Genomic DNA, 19,863 nt, shown 5'->3' with positions numbered 1-19,863 from the left:
TTTAATTATTTTTCTTTAAGTACATTAAACTGCTCAAACTCATTAATCAGCCTCAAAACAATCTGTAACTGTTCATCTGTCAAAGTGGATGTATTAAAGTTTTTGTCATCAGACAAGCCGAGCAAATAATCCGCTGACACGTCAAAAATTTGACAAAGTTGAATCAATACCTCAACAGATGGGTACTGTTTGCTTTTCTCATAAGAAGAGACCGAAGCCCCAACAATGCCTAGTCGAGCGGCTAAATCATTCTGTGTGAGTTTTTTTTCCATACGTAAAGCACGAAGTTTATCTCCAAAGTATTCCATCCCCATTTATTTACCTCTTTTTTGGATTTTAACAAAGAGAAATCAATTTTAATTTTATTTATTAGATTAAAATTGACTTTTGGATTAAGTTTAGTTACAATTAAGAAAATAACTAAACTCAAGGAGAAAACTCTTATGAAATCTAAAGCACTCGCCCTTACCAATGGAATCGTTGGACTTGCCGGGGGAATCCTTCTCGTTCTATGGCCGCTTTTAGTCGCTTTTGGTACAAATTTTAATATCGTTCTTCGATTAGCTTTGATTGTACTAGCTATTATCGCCATCATCTATTACAAAGAAACAAAACTAGTCAAAATAGCTGCTCATGTCTTACTTATCGTTGGTGGAGCCGTTGCCTTTATTCCATTTTTGGGCTGGGTTGGAGGAATCATTGCGATTGTTGGTGGTTCACTTTATTTAGCGAGTCTAAAAAATTTCAAAAATGAATAGATAATTTGCACATGAAAAAAATAATTTTACCTTTACTTAGTCTTTTTTCACTTCTAATTCTTGTCGGATGCACCCCCTTGACTAAAACTAGTCAAAATTCAGAAAGTAAGAATTCCACTAGTCAATCTAGCCAAAAAACCTTGACCTCTACTTCTGAAACTTCAACTGACCCTGAACTAAAAGACTGGTTAGCAAGTTATAGTACTTTCGTTGACACTTACTCTGATTTCGTTGACCACTATAAAGCAAACCCTAATGACCCCGACCTTTTAAACAAACTCTCCGAAATGACAACCCAAGAAACCCAATGGGTGACCGACTCTTCCAAATACAAAAATCAACTCTCTGGAAAAGATTTAGTAGAATACACCAACATCTCTACCAGACTTTTGCAAGCTGTCGAAAAACTAAGTCAATCATAAAAATAAAACTCGTAGCCAACTAGACTATGAGTTTTTATTTTTATTATTTTGGAAGTTTTCCATCTTCCCACCAAAGTTTAATCAAAGCTTGAGTGCCGTCATTTTCAAAGCCTTTATCAGCTAGTTTTTCATAAAGTTCCTTTGCTCCTCTAGTTGCCGGAAGTTCAAGATTCATTTTTTCTGCCTCAGAAAGTGCAATCCCTAAGTCTTTGATGAAATGCTTAACAAAAAATCCTGCACTATAATCTTCACGGAGAATCCGAGGCCCGTAATTAGCCAAAGACCAAGTGGCACCAGAACCTCCCCCAACAGTATTTAAAACTTTATCCAAATCCAAACCAGCCTTTTGGGCATAAGCGAGAAGCTCAGTCATTCCAGTCATTGTACCCGCAATACAAATTTGGTTAGCCATTTTGGTGTGTTGTCCACTTCCAGCTGCCCCTTGATGAGTAATAGTTTTTCCCATTTTTTCAAATAAAGGCAAAGCTTTCTCATAAGTTTCTGAATCACCACCAACCATAATAGTCAGTGTCGCATTTTTTGCACCCAAATCTCCTCCAGAAACAGGGGCATCAAGTGCGAATGCTCCAACTTTTTTGGCTTCTTGATAAATTTCTTGTGCTAAAGTTGGCTCAGTCGTCGTCATATCAATAAGAACTTTTCCTGAACAATCATTTTTGAAAATTCCTTCTGCACCAAAATAAACTTCGCGGACGTCCTTAGGATAACCAACAATTGTAATCACAAACTCAGCTTGAGCCGCAGCCTTTTGTGGATTTTCAGCATAAGTTGCACCACGTGCCACAAGACCGTCCGTTTTTGATTTTGTACGATTATAAACAATTAAATCATGACCAGCGTCCATAAGATGACCAGCCATTGCGGCTCCCATCACACCCGTACCAATAAATGCTATTTTTGCCATTTCTTCTCCTTTATTTATCAGATTTATAAAATCTGTTTCGTCTAATTTTGGTAATCACGACGTTTACGGGCTTTATCCCCCCGCAACCGTTTGATTTTTCGGTTACGATATTCATCCAATTGATAAGTTTTCAACCATTTTTCAATAGCCACTCGTGAATTTCCTGTTTCTTCGCCAATGCTTGATAAAGAGCGTAAAGGATTTTCATCAATGATTTTCTCTAGTTCTTCTCTTGTTAATCTAGTCATATTTCTCCATCTCTTAAAAAGCTCAAAAGAGCAAAAAACGGCCAGCTTCCAGCCAACCGTCCACTTAATCATGGGGAAGAAGGGATTTGAACCCTCACGCGATTTCTCGCACATGCACCTGAAGCATGCGTGTCTGCCATTCCACCACTTCCCCGGCGGGTGCATAACCTTGTCCTTTTACGTAAGTCGCTAAAGCGACCACTACAAAGGCACTTCCCCTACGGGTCATAACACTTTTCTATAATATCAGTTTAATAGAAAAAATGCAAGTTGAAAATCCGCTATGACGCCCTATTTAAGCACCTCCGTGCCCTACAAACATTGCAACAATTAATATAATCAAAACCAAAGTTGTAATTGCCACATAGAGTTTATCTCCTTCTTTTGCAAAAGCCACAATTGAAGCAACTACTCGCAAAACAGGAGTCAAAATTAAGAGGAATAATCCAGTCATCAACCAAGCCAATGCTTTAAATTCAACTAAACCACTTAAAATTTCATTAAATTTATCTGGCCAAACCCCTTCAGCATAACCAGAATGGCCGCTTAGGAGAAACATCAAAATTCCAATAATAATGACTGTAGTACTAACAAATACACCAATCCTAAGAATCTTTCCGATATTTCGCTCTATTTTGAGCAACTCTTCTTTTGTTAATTCTTTATTTACCATTAGAGCGATACCCCCAATCCTTTAAGCAACATTTGCAATGCCATAATTAAAATAACTGGAATGAAAATCAATCGAATTGTTTTTGCTGGTAACTTAGGCATAATTTTTGAGCCCAAAGCTGCACCGGCAACAATCCCAATAGCAAGCGGACCTGCTAAACTTGGATTAACATAACCATTGAAAAAATAAACCGTTGCAGAAGCCGCTGCTGTTACCCCAATCATCAAATTTGAAGTCGCTGTTGAAGCTTTTAAAGGCATTTTCATCATTGAATCCATTGCCATGACCTTAAAGACCCCAGAACCAATTCCCAAAAGACCTGACGCAACACCAGCACCAAGCATTACAGCAGCACCACCTGGAACCTTTTCTACTTGATAAGGAATTTCTTTGCCAAGTTGTTTATCGTAATAGCTTGAGTTTAATTTTAATTTCTCAGCTATCTTATCTGACTCAACCTTTTGAACAACTTCCTCACCTTTATGCATTTTCCGCCACATATTGTAGCCTTGGAAAATCAAAAGACAACCAAATAAAATATTTAAAATCGTAGCATCAAAAAATCCCGCTAAAATTGCACCAACTAACCCACCAATTGTGGTAAATATTTCCAAAAACATAGCAGTACGAACATTAATCATATCATCTTTCAAATAAGAAATGGCCGCACCAGAACTTGTTGCAATAACGGCAACAATACTTGCTCCAATGGCATATTTAATATCAACACCAAAAAATGTCGTAATAATAGGCGTGATAATAATTCCACCCCCAAGACCCAAAATTGAGCCAAATACCCCTGCGACGAAACCAAGAAGTAACATCAGCAGAGTAAATACTAATAAAGACATGTGTTTCTCCAATCTAATAACCCTATTCTACCAAAAACTTTTTAAAGCTGCTTGTTCCTTTGATTAAGATACTTTATCAAGAACATTTAAATCCTATTCTATTTTTTACAACCCCAATTTATGATATAATTCTTATAAGATTAATGCTTCACAAGAGTTTTTGAGGCAACTTATTGGAGGTTAAAATGAATAGACAAGAACTTGAGACACGACTTCGTCAAGAGCTAGCAATTCCCTTTTATAATGCTAAAATAGCCGAGCGCGATTATAGCGAGTCCGAATTTCAAGAAATGAAAGCTGAACTCAAAGCCGATATTGAACAGTACGCTCATGATTACGTCAATGAAACTAATACAAATGGTTAAATTTTACTGACAGAAATCCTAAATCAATCTGTCAGTAAATTAATTATTGTTTTTTAAAAAAGGAAAAAATATGACCGAACAAAAACAAGCACTTTTCACCATCTTCGGAGCAACTGGTGACCTCGCTAAAAGAAAGCTCTACCCTTCACTCTTTCGCCTCTTCAAAAAAGGTGAACTAGCTGACAATTTTGCAGTCATTGGTACCGCTCGCCGTCCATGGACAAACGAATATTATCGTGAAGTTGTTTTAGAGTCTATCAAAGATTTAATGAACTCAAAAACAGAAGCCGAAAATTTCGCCAGTCATTTTTATTATCAAAGTCACGATGTTAGCGACAGCTCACATTACGTTAACTTAAAAGATTTGGGTGAAAATTTGCGTAAACAGTATAAAACTGCTGGCAATCAAGTCTTCTTTTTAGCAATGGCTCCTCAATTTTTTGGCACTATCGCTGAACACCTTAAATCAGAAAATATTTTGACAGGTGAGGGTTTTGAAAGAATCGTCATTGAAAAACCATTTGGAACAAGCTACGATACGGCAAAATCACTTAATGACAGCCTCGCAAAAGTATTTAGTGAAGAACAAATTTTCCGAATTGACCACTACCTTGGAAAAGAAATGATCCAGGCCGTTTCTGCCGTTCGTTTTGCCAATCCAATCTTTGAATCACTTTGGAATAATCAACACATTGATAACGTTCAGATTACTTTTGCCGAATTTATCGGTGTTGAAGACCGTGGCGGTTACTACGAAACTTCTGGTGCTTTAAAAGATATGATTCAAAACCATGTCTTACAAGTACTCAGTCTCATTGCCATGGAAAAACCTGAAAAATTTGATGAATCTTATATTGTAAAAGAAAAAGTTAAAGCCCTTAATGCAATCCGTCAATATTCTTCTGAGGAAGCTTTAGAAAACTTCGTTCGTGGTCAATATATTGCAGGACGTTTTGACGGTGAAGATTACCTAGGTTATCGCGAAGAAGATTCTGTTGCAGCAGACAGTCGAACTGAAACTTTCGCTGCTGGAAAATTTGTCATTGATAATGAGCGTTGGTCAGGCGTTCCTTTCTATGTTCGCTCAGGAAAACGTATGACTGAAAAAGGAACTCGTATTAATATCGTTTTCAAAAAAGATAAAGACAATCTCTTTGCAGAAAATTGCGATGACCAATCCGTTCAAAATGTTTTGACCATTTATATTCAACCAACTGAAGGTTTTTCACTTTCAGTAAATGGAAAAGCGGCCGGTCAAGGCTTCCATTTAGAACCTTTGCGTTTAAATTTCCGACACGATAGTGAATTTCTTGGAAACTCTCCTGAAGCATATGAAAAACTTTTCCTAGATGTCCTTAATGGAGACGGAACAAATTTCTCACATTGGGAAGAAGCGGCTCGCGCCTGGGAACTTATTGATGTTATTCGAGAAGCTTGGGATAAAGAAACTTCTGAGCTCCCAACTTATGCGGCTCGCACAATGGGACCGAAAGCTGCATTTGACTTACTAGAAAAAAATGGTCACGAATGGGCTTGGCAACCTGATTTATGGTATCAAGAACGTGGTTACTACAATAAATAAAGAAAAAAACCTGTCTTAACGATAGGTTTTTTATCTTTTCCACAAACTTTTACACAGTTTTCCACATATTTGTGGAAAGACTTCACAATTCTGTGGAAAACTTTCTGTTTTTATTCGTAAAATAAGATAAAAAAAGGATTTTACTTGTGAATTTATTTTTCCACAGGTAAAATTCTTTTTTGAAATCTATTTTTATAAACTTGTTTTCCACACAGGCTCACCATCTCGAGCAATCAATTTTTTCCAAACGCGTCGTTCACGCCAACGATTCACTTGTGTACTCCAAGAGTCTGATGCAACTAAAGGTTTGACTAAAATACTTCTGACGCCGGCACGATGAGCAGCTCTAATATCCGTCATCAATTGATCACCAACCATAATCACATTTTCAGGACGCTCATCAAGCAATCTCAAGGCTTTTTTTATCCCCCAAGCAAAAGGTTTCATTGCCCGCCAAATATATTGAACACCAAACTTTTCCACAGCACGAGCAACTCTTGCTTGTTTATTATTTGATACAACCACCACTTTTAAACCATTTTCTCGCATATCCAAAAGCCAAGCCAAAAGCTCTGGAGTTCCGTCAGGATTATCCCAGGCAATTAAAGTATTGTCCAAATCCACCATTACGGCACGAACATTCAAGGCTTGCAGACGTTTAGGGTCTAGTTGATAGACAGCTTCCACTAAATAATCAGGCTTATAATTATCAATTTTCATGCCCCTATTATATCAAAAACTTACAGAAATTCCTGTTTTCTTCCCTAAAAATACTGACAAACTTGTCAGCAAAAAAATAGAGAACAAAATTACTGATAGAACAAAAAAAGCCGCCAAAAGCGACTTTTACTTTTATTTTTATTTAAACTTATCAAAGAAACCTTTTTTACCTGAACCAGAGACTTCAACACCACTTGCTTTAGCAAAAGCTTGGAGCGCTTCTTTTTGAGCTTGATTCAAATTCTTAGGAGTGACAATATTGATAATAACATATTGGTCACCATTACCAGAACCACGGAGTTTTGGCGCACCTTTACCTTTTAGACGGAAATTAGCCCCTGTTTGTGTTCCAGCAGGAATTTTCAACTTCACATTTCCATGAACAGTCGGAACTTCAATTTCATCACCTAAAGCAGCTTGAACAAAGTCCATTGGCATCTTGTAGTAAATTTCTGCACCATCACGCTCAAATTTGTCTGAAGCTTCCACTTGGAAAACAACATACAAATCACCATAAGGTCCACCATTTACACCAGCATCACCTTGTCCTTGCAAACGCATTTTTTGTCCAGTTTCAACACCAGCAGGTACAGTAACCTTAACAGTATGTGCCACTTTTTCATGACCTGAACCATGACAAGTTTCACATTTCTCTTTGATTTCTTTACCTGTTCCGTTACAAACATCACATGTTACTTGTGTTTGCATCCGTCCAAGTGGTGTATCACGAACAACATTAATTTGTCCACGACCACCACATTTATGACAAGTTTCTGGATGTGTGCCAGCTTTCGCTCCAGAACCTCCACAAGTGTGACAGAGTTCTTCCCGATTATATTTGACTTGTTTTTCCACGCCAAAAATAGCTTCTTCAAATTTTAAGTTTATCCGATACTGTAAGTCATCTCCTTGACGGGGTGCATTAGGGTTAACTTGTGCACCACCTCCTCCAAAGAAACTTGAGAATATATCTTCAAAACCACCAAAGCCACCTGAGCCACCGCCGAAACCAGAGAAACCAGAAGCTCCGCCGAAGCCACCGCCACCAAAGCCGCCATTGGCTCCAGCTTCACCATATTGGTCATAAGCAGCACGCTTTTGTTCATCCGAAAGCGTTTCGTATGCTTCTTGAACTTCTTTATATTTTTCTTCAGCACCCTCTTCTTTATTTAAATCGGGGTGATATTTTTTGGACATTTTACGATAAGCTTTTTTTATTTCATCTTGACTGGCATTTTTATCGACACCTAGTCGTTCATAATATTCAGTATTATTCATTTCTAAATTACTCACTTCCTTTACTAAATCAATTTTTCAATAGCACTATTTTACCACGTTTTTTCATTTTTGGCAAAAAAATTAGCACTCTTTTTATAAGAGTGCTAATTACACTATAAAAATTCTATCGCAAATTGATTTGTTCCACTATAAACCGAATCAACTGTAGATTCAGCCAACCAATATTTTCCTTTTATTGGATCAGTAACATGAAACTCATTTTTCTTTTCGTTATACCCATCTAAAATAACAGCATGCGTATTAGCTACAACCTTATAACCGTAATAATCATCGTAAGTGATATTAGGTTCATCAAAATCAATCGTCACCCACATTTCAACTAAATGTTCTGATAAAACAACATCTTTAATCTCGCTAATACTTTTTCCAGATAAGTCAGCAACTTGGATATTATTTTCTTGAGCAAAACTCATCAAAGCTGTGGGCCAAATCGTTGGAAAACCGCCATCCGGGATGTCTTCATCAGACGTCCAAGGATTCCCAGCATAACCACTTCCTGGATCACCTCCCCAACCCACATACGGCAAAGATTCAATCCAATCAGTGACCGTCCTACCCTGAGTTTTATCCAAATAGACCAATGCATTGTAAAAAGAAACAATTTCACATCCCTGGTAGGCTCCGATTGTCATTTGATTAACATCACCAGTTTTCATCAAAACATAATCGTACTTACCCTTACGATCAGTTTGGACAAAAGTTTTTGATGCAGATGTTAATTTTTTATCTTCTTGATTCTTAGGATTTACAATTAAAGTAAAAATAAGTAGACAGGCCACAAGAACAAATAAAATTACGATCCTTTTTTTAAAAAGTTTTTTCTTTTTAATAGTCATCTAATAAATCTTTTTTTCCCATCATAGATATTGTTCGATGTACAGTTTCAGCTTGTGCATCTATTATATTGTACTCTTTTGTCAAATCATAGGCTTCATATAAGACTGACAATTCTGTACAACCTAAAATGGTTACTTCACAATTCATTTCTGACGCGACATCAGACAAAATTTCCTTATAAAGATCAAAATTAAGATTTCTATTTTCCTTAACTTCTTGATAAATCAAGCGATTTACCTTTTCTTGCAATTGATCATCTGGAATTACCGCTTCATATCCTTGTTCTTCCAAGGCCTTACGATAAACTCCTGTCAAAATTGTTCCTTCAGTCGCTAGCACGGCCACCCTCTTAGCTTTTGGAAAGTGATGGCTAATACTATCAACGGCAATGCGTGGCATATGTAGAATCGGAATTTCTGTTGCTTTTTGCATCTCATCAAAATAATAATGAGCCGTGTTACAAGGAACAACGAAAAATTTTGGTGAAAGTTGACTGTGAATCTTAATATCATCAATCAATTTTTCTTCTGGATTTTCCAATGAAGGATTCTTGATATAATCAGTTCGGTCAGGAATTGTCGCATGATTAACTACGATATAATTCAAATAATCTTGGTCACGATAAGCCTCTGTTCGTTCATTCAGCGTATGAATAAAACTTTCAGTCGCAAGAGTACCCATTCCCCCCAAGATTGTAAAGAAGTTTTCCATTATATCCCCCTGTCCTTCTTATTCTTAATTTTTATTTGTGAAAGTACGTTTTAAATGCCCCAATATAGCGATGGAATGCATATTTCATCAAAAGATAACGTTTTGGTGAGTTATCCTTAGAATAAAATAGAGTTGTCCCATAGTTTCCTGAATTAATAAAACGACGAATTTCTTCTTTAAAACTAGGATTTACATATTTGAGCAATACTTTTTTAGGAACCCCTAACCAAAGTTTTGAACCTTTGCCATAAATTGTCTCAGTAAAAGGTTCATTGTTAATACGGTCAGCAACTAAATAACGTGTCAAATTGTAACCATTTAAAGTAACATAAAAGGAGCTTCGTCCTTGACGTAAGTTAATTTCAAAAAGTTTATAAGAGCCATCACGTGGGTCATATTTCATATCAAAATTAGCAAAGCCTGTATATTCAATTTTTTCAAGAAAATCCTGAATTTGTTGATAAACTTGTTGATTATAATCAGGCAAAATCGCCACATAATTCCCAATCGCTTTTGGACTTGGATCCTCAAGTAAGGGATGACCCAAGCACATCATGCGAACTTTATGATTTTTATCTACATAAGCGTTCAGAACACGCATATTTTCATCCCCTCCAGGAATGAAATCTTGAATAATCATCTCATCAGGATAACCAGCTTCATAACAACGATGCAGCATCAACTTCATTTCTTCGTTAGATGCAATCGTGAACGCTTTTTTCTGCCCTTCAAAGTGCACATCTAAATAAGAAATAGAATTCCCTGGTTTTAAAATCATTGGATAAGGGAAAGTTAACTCATCTACTAAAGTATCTATTTCTGATTTTGGATTAACTAATACCGTTTTTGGATAAGGTAAATTATATTGTTCACAGATATTATAAAAATCAGGTTTATTTTCTAATTGACGATAAAGCGCGTAGTCAATATAAGGCACTTCAAAAAATTCCGAAAGCTCCTCACGATATTTTGAAGCAAGTAGGGCATAACCGTCCCCACAAGCTACTAAAAGATATTTCTTCTTACTGTCTTTATGTTTACTTGCAAAATCACGAAGCACCTGAATAAAAGTTTCTTCATGGTCAAAATTTTCATGAGTTTGTACTTCAACAATTTTTGAATACTTTGTTGGAGCTAATCCAGAAGCACTTAAAGCCAGAGAAGTAATTCCAAATTCTTCATGAAATGAACGAGCCATTCCATAGACGTTGATATCAGAACCTAACAAGATAGGTTGAAATTCATTTGTTTGTGACACAAAAACCTCCCTTAAAAATTAACCACAGCAGGTTTTTCACCATTATTGATGAAGTAAACATCATACCAAGTCAAGAATGAATAAATTGTCCAGAGTTTACGACGTGCATCATTTTTATCTGCAAAGTTATCATCCAACATCTTCAAGAGTTTTTCTTGATCGAAGAATTCAGCAACAAAATCTTGTTCAAATAATTGACGAACAACTTTATAATATTTTTCTTCTCGCAACCAGTCTTTAATTGGTACTGGGAAACCTAATTTTTTACGATTTGACCATTCTTCTGGTAAATGACGACGAGCTGCTTGACGGAAAGCATACTTTGTATTATGTTCATTCAAAAGATATTTTGTAGGAATTTGTTCCGCTGTATGCATCAATTCAATATCAAGTAGTGGAACACGCAATTCAAGTGAGTGTGCCATTGCCATTTTATCAGCTTTAAGTAGGATATCTCCTGGCATCCATTGGTGCATATCAAGATATTGCATTTTACGAAGTTCAGAACCTTCTGGGGCCTTTTTGTAAGTTTTTCCAACAATATCTTTAACAGTTGGAGCTGCTTTAAATTCTTCTTTCAAAAGTTCTACTGATTCAGACTCATCAAATACTTTCGCTTGACCGATAAAGAAATCTTCAGCAGGCGCAAGTGATTCATAAAGATGTTTTTGACCTTTGAAATGTTTATTTTCAATACCACGAGCAATTGAGAACCGTAAAGATTTTGGTAATTTCTTCAAACCTTCTGCGAAAACACGAACCGCACGAGAATTTGTACTAAATCCATAAGACTCATAACCAGCAAAAAGCTCATCTGCACCTTCACCGCTCATTACAACACGTACATCACGTGCTGCTAATTCTGCAAGGAAAAAGAGTGGCACACAAGAAGGATTTGAATCTGGTTCATCCAAGTAATATTGAATTTGTGGGAAATACTTGAACGCTTCATCTCCATGGATTTCACGAGAAGTATTGTTCAAACCAATCATATCAGTCAATTGTTTGGCTTGTTTAGATTCATTGAAAGTTCCTTGACCAAAACCAATAGAATAAGTATGTTCAGGACGAAGCGTTGAAGCAACATAACTAGAATCGACACCACTTGATACAAAAGCTCCAACTTCTACGTCAGCAAATTTATGAGCGTCAACAGAACCCAAAACAGTCTTATCAATCAAATCAATTGATTCTTCCAAGCTCATATCTTTTTCATCAACTTTCATATCCCAATAAGGTTTGATATCCAAGACCCCATCTTTGTAAGTAAAGTAATGACCTTCTTTGATACGAAAAACATTTTTAAAGAAAGTTTCATCAAGAGCAGAGTATTGGAAAGTCATGTAAGGTTTTAAAGCTTCTTTGTTTAATTCTTTTTTGAAGTTTGGATGTTTCAAAAAACTTTTAATTTCTGAACCATATATGAAAGTTCCACCCATTTGAGTATAGTAAAGCGGTTTGATACCAAAATGATCACGAGCACCAAACAATTCTTGTTTTTCTCTATCCCAAATAACAAAAGCGAACATTCCACGAAGTTTTTGAAGAAGTTCTACACCATATTCTTCATAACCATGCAAAAGAACTTCTGTATCAGCATGAGTTGTAAAATCATGACCTTTAGAGATAAGGTCCTCACGTAATTCGCGGAAGTTATATATTTCACCATTAAAAGTAATCAATTTAGTTTTATCTTCATTGAAAATAGGTTGATCTCCACCTTCAAGGTCAATAATACTCAAACGACGAAAGCCAATTGCGGCACCTTCATCAATAAATTCACCTGAACTACTTGGACCACGGTGAACAATAGTATTCATCATTTCTTCTAAAGTTTTTGATTTATCGTTTTGATTCATCCGGTCAATAAAGCCGACAATTCCACACATTTGTATCTATCCCCTTATCATTTTTCCTTATTATTATACCACAATAATAAAAAATGATTTGACAGAAGGAAAATTATTCCCCACTATCAAATCACTATTTTTTTATTTATTAAGGCTTTTCTCTAGTTTGGCATCAAGAAAGTTACACCAGACGCACTTACAGTACGCTCATGTCCCCACCAAGTTGTGCCATATCCACCTTCTTTAATAGTAATTGTACCATTTGAATTCACAGATTTTACAATAGCTACGTGACCGTAAGGTGAGTTTGCGTATCCAACAAAATCAGCTGAAAAGCTTGATGCGATTACACCAGGAGCTGCTCCTACAACATGGAGTACACCTTGTGCAGGTCCGTTAGTTGCCCATTGACCACCATTACCTGGCATGATATTTCTGATGTAGATCCCTTGTGCAGCAAAGTATTGCCATACATAGTCAGTACATCCACCACCAGCATACGGATTAGCAATTGGTGTGCTATTAATGCCTGATGAACTTGAACCACCGCCAGTGTTATTACCAGTATTTCCACCAGTATTTGAATTTCCACCGCCAGTGTTAGAACTGCTTGAACCTGATGAACCATTAGAGCTTGATGAATTGCTACTTGAGCTGTTTGAACTTGATTGTGAAGCTTGACTAGATGAAACAGTTGAAGTTGCTTCTTCTACTGCTTTAGTTGTTGCTGCTGTAGAAGCTGCTTGAGCTTGAGCGGCCTCTTTTTGTTGTGCTTCATAAGCTGCTTGTTTTTTAGCTGCTTCTTGAGCTGCTTTTTCTGCGGCTGCTTTTTCATCTAATAAAGATTGTTTTTTATCTTGTGCAGTAGCAATTGTTGCTTGGTAATTCAAAGTAGCAACTTTAAGTTCAGCTTGTTGTGAAGTCAACTCTTGAGCTTGAGAATCTAAACTTTGTGAAAGAGAAACGAACTGGTTATAGTTCTTTTTAACAGTTTCTGACTTTTGACTAAGTTCTTTTTGCTCTTTTTCTTGTTGTTCCAACATTTGTTTGTTGGCACTAGAAACAGTAGCAATCGCTGTTACTTTTTGAATAACATCTGTCAAAGATTTTGAATTAACAACAGCATCCATATAGTTTGTTGCTGAGCTGTTAACTTGAGCACTACGTGCTTGAGCTTCCAATGTCTTTGTACGTTCTGCGATACTTTCATTCAATGTTGCAATTTGTGCGTTGAGCGCTTTTGCTTCACTTTCGATTTTAGCAATTTGAGCTTTTGTACTTGCTTGTTTTTGTTGTAAGCTATCAACTTTTGATTGTAAGCTATCAACTTGTGCTTGGGCTTGAGCCTTTGCAGACTGCGCACTTGAAATAGTCGCATCTTGTTTAGCAATATCTGAATTTGTGTCAGCGTAAACACCTGACAACGGGGCTGCAGCAGAAAGTACCACTGTAGACATTAAAATAGCTGAGATAATCTTTTTTTTCATAACTGTAATTTTTTAATTTTTCCTCCCATTAAGTTCGGTTGAATAAACATATTATACTATTCTTACCCCGGCGAAATATTTCTTTACGGTTACAAAACACTTTCTAATTGTATCTTCCATGACTTTTTTTTAATCTGTAGAAGATTTCTAAAGGAATTTGCAAGGCTGTAGCCAAGATAATATTGAGCAAAAGTGTAGGCGCTAACTGGTAAACAACAAAATTAATAAAGTTTAAATGTGCAAATCCAAAAGCTGCCATAATGATTGCACTAAAAACTTCAAAAGCCGTCACAATAATAATTGTTGTAAATAACCGTGTCCAGCGATTAGTAAATATGGTTATCTGTATATTATATATAAAAAGAGCAATAAGTGGGAACAATAAGGTCGCAATTCCATAAATCCCTAGATAATAACTATCATATATTGCCCCCAAAACTGCCGCTAAGATGATAATATAGCTTGGTCTGTGCTGAGTGACACTGTACATCAGAAATATCAAAAACAAATGACTCACTGGTACCCATGTCCCGCTGCTAACCCCCGTTAATATATGGGTAATTTGACCGTCCAAAATCATTAGTAAAAAAAGAATAATTGGACTAAAAAATTGAAATGTAAATCGACTCACTACTTAATTCCTTATATTCTAGTTGGTTTTAACAAATTAATGCTTTATTTTGCATAAGTAAAATAATAATAATTAATACTTATCTAGCAAAAACTACTGACCGTCAATTTTGCTTTTGACCACAAAGACGAATCTAATATCATAGAGATTTGTTTCTGGTTTGATATAAACCATTTTACCAAGGCCATCACTATCTTGCTTTTCACCGATAACCTTTCCTATAAGTAAACCACTTGGGGTTCCACCTTGACTACCAGAATTCGCTCCAAGACCACTAGTAAAGACGGAATCTCCATTTTTAAATTCCCCTTGTGAGTCGATATTTTTAACTACATAAGCCTCTTGTTGGGAATCATAGCTACTCAAAATGCCATAAATAGGTGAGCCATCACTTTCAATTCTTACAGGAATTTTATTATCAATTCCTTTAGAAGAACTCAAAAGTGCAACTTTTGAACTATTTTTATTCACTTGAGTTACTCGACCAACAACGCCACCATTTGCCATAACAATCATACCTGTTGTCAAGCCATCCTTACTACCGCTATCAATCACTAGTGTATCATTCCATGAAGAAGGCTCACGAGTAATCACATTTGCAGCAACCGTTTGATAATCAGTTAAAGTTTCTTGGAGTTTCAAAGCTTTTTTCAACTCTTTATTTTCTGACTCAAGGCCGCTTAATTTATTATCATCATCTTTTGACTTTGCCAATTGTGTTTTTAAACTTTGGTTTTGTTGGTAGGTATCCATCAGATTCGACAATTCATTAGCCTTGTCTTGAACAAAGTGGATAGGTGCCACAAGTACTCTGTCAACAAAACTTGTCCCATCATTAATGGTTTGAGTCATTGCTGACGGATTACGATTAGACTTAAAATTTTTGGCAGAGATAAAAATTGCTGACATCGCTGCAATAATGATAATGAGTGCAATAATAATAAGCTTACTTAAGTTAATTTTTTTCACTATTCTATGTTCCCTTCGGTAATATGTTTCAAACTCTCTAAATTAAATTTGAAAGCTCTGTGATTTCACATAGCCCTTTGCATAAGCAAAAGCAATTCTTATATCGTTTATCTCTTTGAACTAATCTTCACTTTCAATCCGATAGTCGTATAAGTTCTTCTTACTCGTACCTTATTTTATCAAATTTGACAGAATTTTGATAGAATAGTAGTAATAAATTTCTGTAAGCGGTTTTTAACTATTTTAAAATAGTTATGTTTATCATAATAATCAGTATTGGGGAGAATTTTTTATGAATCATATTCCAGTTTTCGGTGAAAAAAATGAAGAGAAAAATTATCAGGCAAGATATGGTGTCTATTCGATTGTCGCAAGAGAGAATAAAGAAATTTGTCTCGTCCAGGCACCCAATGGAGCTTATTTTCTTCCTGGTGGAGAAATTGAAGCGGGTGAAAATCAAGAAAAAGCACTTCATCGTGAACTCATGGAAGAGTTAGGAGCTACCGCTGAAATTGGAGAATTTTTAGGGCAAGCAGATGAATATTTTTATAGTTCGCATCGTGATAAATATTTTTATAATCCCGCCTATATTTATAATACCAAGAATGTCCGCTTTGATTCCAAACCCCTCGAAGATTTTAATCATATTAGCTGGTTTGACCCAGAAACAGCTATTAGTAAACTCAAACGTGGCTCTCATAAATGGGGAGTCCAAGAGTGGTTAAAGAAATAAAAAAATCGTCAATAAGACGATTTTTTTATTTACTTATTTATTATTCTTACGCCTTCGCTGCCAGCAACAATCACTTTTTTAACCATGTTATTAAAGAGGCCGTGTTCAACAACTCCAACCATTAAATCAAGCTCTTCAGCAAGTTTTTCTGGTTCTTTAATTTGAGAGATATGGAGGTCAATAATAAAGTGATGCATATCCGTTATCAATCTCTCGTCTTCCTCATTTAGACGCCATGTTGGAGCATAGCCAGCCGCTTCAAATTTTTTAAAAACTTGTTGTGAGCCATAAGGAATAACTTCTACAGGAATTTTAAAGGATCCTAGATTTTCTGATAATTTACTTTCATCAACAATCCAAATATAGTCTTTTGAGTAGGTTGCAACAATTTTTTCCATTAGAAGTGCTGCTCCACCACCTTTAATACCATTTAGTGAAGAATCAATTTCATCTGCGCCATCAACTGTTAAATCAACATAATCTACTTCGTCAATAGAGGCTAAAGGAATTCCAAGAGCTCTGGCTTGGCTACTTGTTACATTGGACGTTGTTACACCCGTAATTTTCAATTGTTCTTCGGCAATTCTTCGACCCAATTCTTCGACAAAATAGGCTGCTGTTGACCCTGTTCCTAAACCAACGACCATTCCCGATTTAACAAATTCAGCCGCTTTTATGCCGACTTGTTTTTTTAAATTATCCATTTTACCTCCTTGAATACTTTGATATCATGCTGACCTAATTATAACAAAAAAGCTACCTAAAGTAGCTTTTTTATCTGTTTATATTAACTAATATATTCTTCCAAATATTGAGGATTATAAATCATGATCTTATTATCAATCACATCAATTACTTTCTCATCCTTTAAATCGTGGAGAATACGATTGACACTGTTTCTTGTAGAAATACCACAGAAGCCTGCAATATCTTCATTAGTAACTGTGAAATCAATCAAAATTCCATCTTTCTTACGAATGCCAAAATCATCAATTAAACTATGGAGACAAGCACAAACTGCTCCTTTTTTACCATTAATTGTCATTTTTTGAAGAATCTCTAAATTAAGTGCTAATCTTCTTTTATAAAAATCATCAACAACTCTAAATAAATTTAAATCTTCGCGTACCCAATCCCAAAAATCGCTCCGCGAAATTTTATAAAAATTAGCCGTTGGAGATTCCACTCTGACATTAAATAATGCTGAGATTCCATCATTTTGTTTTTCTTCCAATAAAGAAACAAAATCTGACTGCGCAACATACGCGATATTAAATTCACGACCATCTCTTAAAATATTGCTAATCTTCGCTACACCATCTTTAAGGACATAGATATATTCTGACTCAATCCCTTGATACATAATATAGCTATGCTTTTTACGTGTTACGACACTGACTTTTTTTTGTTCTAGTGTATTGATTAGATATTCAATGTTTACGTTTGCCATTTCTTCCATCTTATTAAAACTCATCTACTCGCTAATTTGTTCATTTATTCGCCTATATAAGGCTGTAGCCATTTCATTATATCATTTTTTATGTAAATCATTAAAATCAAACTTTAGAACTTGATTTTTGATGTTTACCATGAATGAGATAGTATATAATCCAAACAATTACAACTGCGGGAGCACTGTAAAGATACAAATTTCTGAAACCAAGCATACCATTTCCAAGCATTGGAATAATTGCTCCAAGAACAATAGGTCCTCCACCAACACCTAAATCTAAAAATCCAAAGAAGGTAGAAGTTGCAACACCGATACGATCTTTACTTGAATCACGAATAGCAATTGCTTGACCAAATGGAGCGACACCACCGTAACCAAGACCGAAGGCTCCACCAGCAATTAATAAGACAACAAAGCCAATAGCTGGGCTGAAGAAACCGGCTAAGCCAACAAGAAGCATTGCCACTGCAAAGAAAATAAATGTTGGATTGAAAATCCAGTTATCCCCTTTAGTATCGAATAAACGACCTGTGAATGGACGTGAAACAAAGATTAACACGGCATACATCGTGAAGAATAATGATCCCGCAAGTGGAATTTTAAGATCTGTTGAAAATGAACCCATTCCTGTTAAAATAGCTGAGTCAATAAATCCGGCTAAAAAGGCAATAATTGAAATAGGAAGAGCCGATTTTTCAATATATCGTTCGACACCTTTAGGTTCATGCGCCAGGGCATAGGCACGCTCTTCTGCAGAAAATTCTTTGACACGAACAAAGAAAATTAATATGAAGGTAATAACCAACAAACCAAGAGCAATCCCAAGTAAAGAACCAAAACCAAGTGAAGAGTAAATCATGATTGAAAGGGCTGGACCAACTGCAGCTGCCAAGGTAACAGATAAAGCGTAGTAACCAATCCCTTCACCACGACGTGAAGCAGGAACAACGTGACCTGCAATTGTTCCTGAGGCTGTTGCACCAATCCCAAAACCTGCGCCTTGAATCACTCGAATCAAAAAGAGTAAGGGAATATTAGTTGTCAAATAATAACCAAAAGTTAAAACAAGAAAAATAAGTCCACCAATATAGAGCAATCGCTTCATTCCGATACGTGTGATATTAATCCCCGTCCAAACCCGACCAATAAGGGCTCCAATAACAAAAACGCTTGATAAAGAAAGACTAACAACTGTTGATTGATGAAGTTGTTGAAGCGCATAAGTCCCTATTGAGGAGGTTAAGACGTAAAAAACAATATAAAATAAAAAACTAATAAGCGTGTTAATAACGAAAGTAGGAGTAAAAATACTTTCTTTTTCCATGATTTTTTCCATTTCTAAGTAAAAGAGTCTCTGCTCTTTTTATGAGTGACTAAGTAAGACTATTATTTTCTAACGATGAGTGTATTGCATGTGGCATGATTAACAATATAAGATGCAACTGAACCAACAACTACACGCTCTATATAACTAATCCCTGTTGCGCCAATTACAATCAAATCAACATTTTCTTGCTTAGGAATTTTTGTTGCCATTGCTACTTTAGGTGAGCCATATTCCAAAAGTGTTCTAACATTTGTTAGTCCTTCATCCAATGCTTCCTTAGCAAATTGTTGCAATAAAAGTTTTGTTCCATTTTCATGCTGTTCTTCGGCAATTGTGTCGTAAGTATTCACGGCAAGAAATGAACGTTTTTCAATAACATTGGCTAAGATGAGCTCAGCGTCATTGCGTTTAGCAACTCTGACTGCTTCATCAAATGCTTTAAGTGATTCTGCTGAACCATCCATACCAACTAAAATTCTTGAATATTTTTGTTCCATGCTAACTGTCCTTATCTAATTAACCGATAGCTGAGATATTTCTTACTTCAAAAGCAAATTTTCCATCTTCAGTTTTTATAAAACCGTGGTGATTTGAAACAAATTCAATTGCTTCATCCATGTTAACGAAGTCTTGAATGACACTGCGTACTTTAGTATCGCCTACATAGTTTGGTGTTGAATTTTCTTCATATGAAGAAAGTCCTTTAAATTCAAATTTCATTTCGAAATTCCTTTCTTAAATAACAATAATTTCTATTTTTGAGA

General features: G+C 35.9%; 24 protein-coding genes and 1 tRNA gene. 5 read left to right on the top strand and 20 right to left on the bottom strand.

Annotated features, from left to right (window positions below):
- Positions 1-5 precede the first annotated feature (5 nt).
- The gene (locus AB6B24_RS10970; RefSeq protein WP_047207033.1) at positions 6-314 is read right to left on the bottom strand and encodes a helix-turn-helix domain-containing protein; all 309 of its coding nucleotides are present in this window, start codon (positions 312-314) and stop codon (positions 6-8) included.
- A gap of 129 nt (positions 315-443) precedes the next feature.
- Here AB6B24_RS10970 and AB6B24_RS10965 point away from each other — a divergent pair, with 129 nt between their 5' ends.
- The gene (locus AB6B24_RS10965) at positions 444-758 is read left to right on the top strand and encodes a hypothetical protein (protein ID WP_098394237.1); all 315 of its coding nucleotides are present in this window, start codon (positions 444-446) and stop codon (positions 756-758) included.
- A 77-nt stretch (positions 759-835) separates the two neighbouring features.
- Positions 836-1,180, top strand: a complete 345-nt coding sequence (locus AB6B24_RS10960) for a DUF6591 domain-containing protein (protein WP_311805935.1) — start codon at positions 836-838, stop codon at positions 1,178-1,180.
- 43 nt (positions 1,181-1,223) lie between these two features.
- Here the strand turns inward: AB6B24_RS10960 and AB6B24_RS10955 are convergent, their stop codons facing one another.
- The 5 genes from AB6B24_RS10955 to AB6B24_RS10935 form a co-directional block, all read right to left on the bottom strand.
- Positions 1,224-2,105, bottom strand: coding sequence for an NAD(P)-dependent oxidoreductase (locus AB6B24_RS10955; protein ID WP_311805937.1), 882 nt, complete (start codon positions 2,103-2,105; stop codon positions 1,224-1,226).
- A 41-nt stretch (positions 2,106-2,146) separates the two neighbouring features.
- Entirely contained in the window at positions 2,147-2,353 is a 207-nt protein-coding gene (locus tag AB6B24_RS10950) for a hypothetical protein (RefSeq protein ID WP_003132002.1), read from the bottom strand.
- A gap of 71 nt (positions 2,354-2,424) precedes the next feature.
- Positions 2,425-2,507: transfer RNA gene (locus AB6B24_RS10945), tRNA-Leu, on the bottom strand.
- Between the two features lie 141 nt (positions 2,508-2,648).
- Entirely contained in the window at positions 2,649-3,026 is a 378-nt protein-coding gene (locus tag AB6B24_RS10940; protein ID WP_003132003.1) for a DUF1634 domain-containing protein, read from the bottom strand.
- On the bottom strand, positions 3,026-3,877 hold the full coding sequence (locus AB6B24_RS10935) for a sulfite exporter TauE/SafE family protein (protein WP_021463283.1): 852 nt from the start codon (positions 3,875-3,877) through the stop codon (positions 3,026-3,028). The genes AB6B24_RS10940 and AB6B24_RS10935 overlap by 1 nt, the downstream gene beginning before the upstream one ends.
- Positions 3,878-4,062: 185 nt before the next feature.
- Between AB6B24_RS10935 and AB6B24_RS10930 the strand changes: the two genes are divergently transcribed.
- Both AB6B24_RS10930 and zwf read left to right on the top strand, forming a co-directional pair.
- On the top strand, positions 4,063-4,242 hold the full coding sequence (locus tag AB6B24_RS10930; RefSeq protein WP_003132007.1) for a hypothetical protein: 180 nt from the start codon (positions 4,063-4,065) through the stop codon (positions 4,240-4,242).
- A 70-nt stretch (positions 4,243-4,312) separates the two neighbouring features.
- Complete coding sequence (gene zwf, locus AB6B24_RS10925) at positions 4,313-5,824, top strand: glucose-6-phosphate dehydrogenase (RefSeq protein WP_029344581.1); 1,512 nt, start codon at positions 4,313-4,315, stop codon at positions 5,822-5,824.
- Between the two features lie 192 nt (positions 5,825-6,016).
- Here the strand turns inward: zwf and AB6B24_RS10920 are convergent, their stop codons facing one another.
- The 9 genes from AB6B24_RS10920 to mreC all read right to left on the bottom strand — a co-directional run bounded on the left by AB6B24_RS10920 (position 6,017) and on the right by mreC (position 15,586).
- Positions 6,017-6,544 (bottom strand): YqeG family HAD IIIA-type phosphatase, encoded by a 528-nt coding sequence (locus tag AB6B24_RS10920; RefSeq protein ID WP_003132009.1) that lies wholly within the window; start codon positions 6,542-6,544, stop codon positions 6,017-6,019.
- 138 nt (positions 6,545-6,682) lie between these two features.
- On the bottom strand, positions 6,683-7,822 hold the full coding sequence (gene dnaJ / locus AB6B24_RS10915; RefSeq protein ID WP_010906396.1) for a molecular chaperone DnaJ: 1,140 nt from the start codon (positions 7,820-7,822) through the stop codon (positions 6,683-6,685).
- Positions 7,823-7,935: 113 nt separating this feature from the next.
- A complete protein-coding gene (locus AB6B24_RS10910; protein WP_103055189.1) occupies positions 7,936-8,679 on the bottom strand; it encodes a C39 family peptidase in 744 nt (247 codons plus the stop codon).
- A complete protein-coding gene (locus tag AB6B24_RS10905; RefSeq protein ID WP_058221288.1) occupies positions 8,669-9,391 on the bottom strand; it encodes an aspartate/glutamate racemase family protein in 723 nt (240 codons plus the stop codon). Before AB6B24_RS10905 ends, AB6B24_RS10910 begins: the two co-directional genes overlap by 11 nt.
- A gap of 31 nt (positions 9,392-9,422) precedes the next feature.
- Positions 9,423-10,649: a carboxylate--amine ligase gene (locus AB6B24_RS10900; protein ID WP_010906398.1), complete on the bottom strand. Its 1,227-nt coding sequence runs from the start codon at positions 10,647-10,649 to the stop codon at positions 9,423-9,425.
- Between the two features lie 11 nt (positions 10,650-10,660).
- The gene (gene asnB / locus AB6B24_RS10895; RefSeq protein WP_311805945.1) at positions 10,661-12,538 is read right to left on the bottom strand and encodes an asparagine synthase (glutamine-hydrolyzing); all 1,878 of its coding nucleotides are present in this window, start codon (positions 12,536-12,538) and stop codon (positions 10,661-10,663) included.
- A gap of 122 nt (positions 12,539-12,660) precedes the next feature.
- The gene (locus AB6B24_RS10890) at positions 12,661-13,986 is read right to left on the bottom strand and encodes a CHAP domain-containing protein (protein ID WP_311929640.1); all 1,326 of its coding nucleotides are present in this window, start codon (positions 13,984-13,986) and stop codon (positions 12,661-12,663) included.
- A 103-nt stretch (positions 13,987-14,089) separates the two neighbouring features.
- Entirely contained in the window at positions 14,090-14,617 is a 528-nt protein-coding gene (gene mreD, locus AB6B24_RS10885) for a rod shape-determining protein MreD (RefSeq protein ID WP_012898708.1), read from the bottom strand.
- Between the two features lie 93 nt (positions 14,618-14,710).
- Positions 14,711-15,586: a rod shape-determining protein MreC gene (gene mreC, locus AB6B24_RS10880; RefSeq protein WP_047207042.1), complete on the bottom strand. Its 876-nt coding sequence runs from the start codon at positions 15,584-15,586 to the stop codon at positions 14,711-14,713.
- A 292-nt stretch (positions 15,587-15,878) separates the two neighbouring features.
- On the opposite strand from mreC, the gene AB6B24_RS10875 reads away from it, so the two are divergent.
- Complete coding sequence (locus AB6B24_RS10875) at positions 15,879-16,319, top strand: NUDIX hydrolase (protein WP_021466376.1); 441 nt, start codon at positions 15,879-15,881, stop codon at positions 16,317-16,319.
- Between the two features lie 29 nt (positions 16,320-16,348).
- Here the strand turns inward: AB6B24_RS10875 and rpiA are convergent, their stop codons facing one another.
- The 5 genes from rpiA to AB6B24_RS10850 all read right to left on the bottom strand — a co-directional run bounded on the left by rpiA (position 16,349) and on the right by AB6B24_RS10850 (position 19,819).
- Positions 16,349-17,023, bottom strand: coding sequence for a ribose-5-phosphate isomerase RpiA (gene rpiA / locus AB6B24_RS10870; RefSeq protein WP_311806041.1), 675 nt, complete (start codon positions 17,021-17,023; stop codon positions 16,349-16,351).
- 83 nt (positions 17,024-17,106) lie between these two features.
- Positions 17,107-17,793 (bottom strand): Crp/Fnr family transcriptional regulator, encoded by a 687-nt coding sequence (locus tag AB6B24_RS10865; RefSeq protein ID WP_311806039.1) that lies wholly within the window; start codon positions 17,791-17,793, stop codon positions 17,107-17,109.
- 82 nt (positions 17,794-17,875) lie between these two features.
- Positions 17,876-19,096 carry an MFS transporter gene (locus AB6B24_RS10860; RefSeq protein WP_029344587.1) on the bottom strand — a complete coding sequence of 407 codons (1,221 nt, stop codon included), beginning with the start codon at positions 19,094-19,096 and terminating at the stop codon, positions 17,876-17,878.
- 62 nt (positions 19,097-19,158) lie between these two features.
- Positions 19,159-19,596 (bottom strand): universal stress protein, encoded by a 438-nt coding sequence (locus AB6B24_RS10855; protein ID WP_003132028.1) that lies wholly within the window; start codon positions 19,594-19,596, stop codon positions 19,159-19,161.
- Between the two features lie 19 nt (positions 19,597-19,615).
- Positions 19,616-19,819, bottom strand: coding sequence for a hypothetical protein (locus AB6B24_RS10850; RefSeq protein ID WP_003132029.1), 204 nt, complete (start codon positions 19,817-19,819; stop codon positions 19,616-19,618).
- Between the last annotated feature and the right edge of the window lie 44 nt (positions 19,820-19,863).

Origin of the sequence: Lactococcus sp. AK05, from assembly GCF_041026685.1 — a bacterium.
GTDB classification, from domain to species: domain Bacteria; phylum Bacillota; class Bacilli; order Lactobacillales; family Streptococcaceae; genus Lactococcus; species Lactococcus lactis.
This window is presented reverse-complemented; position numbering and strand designations above follow the sequence as displayed.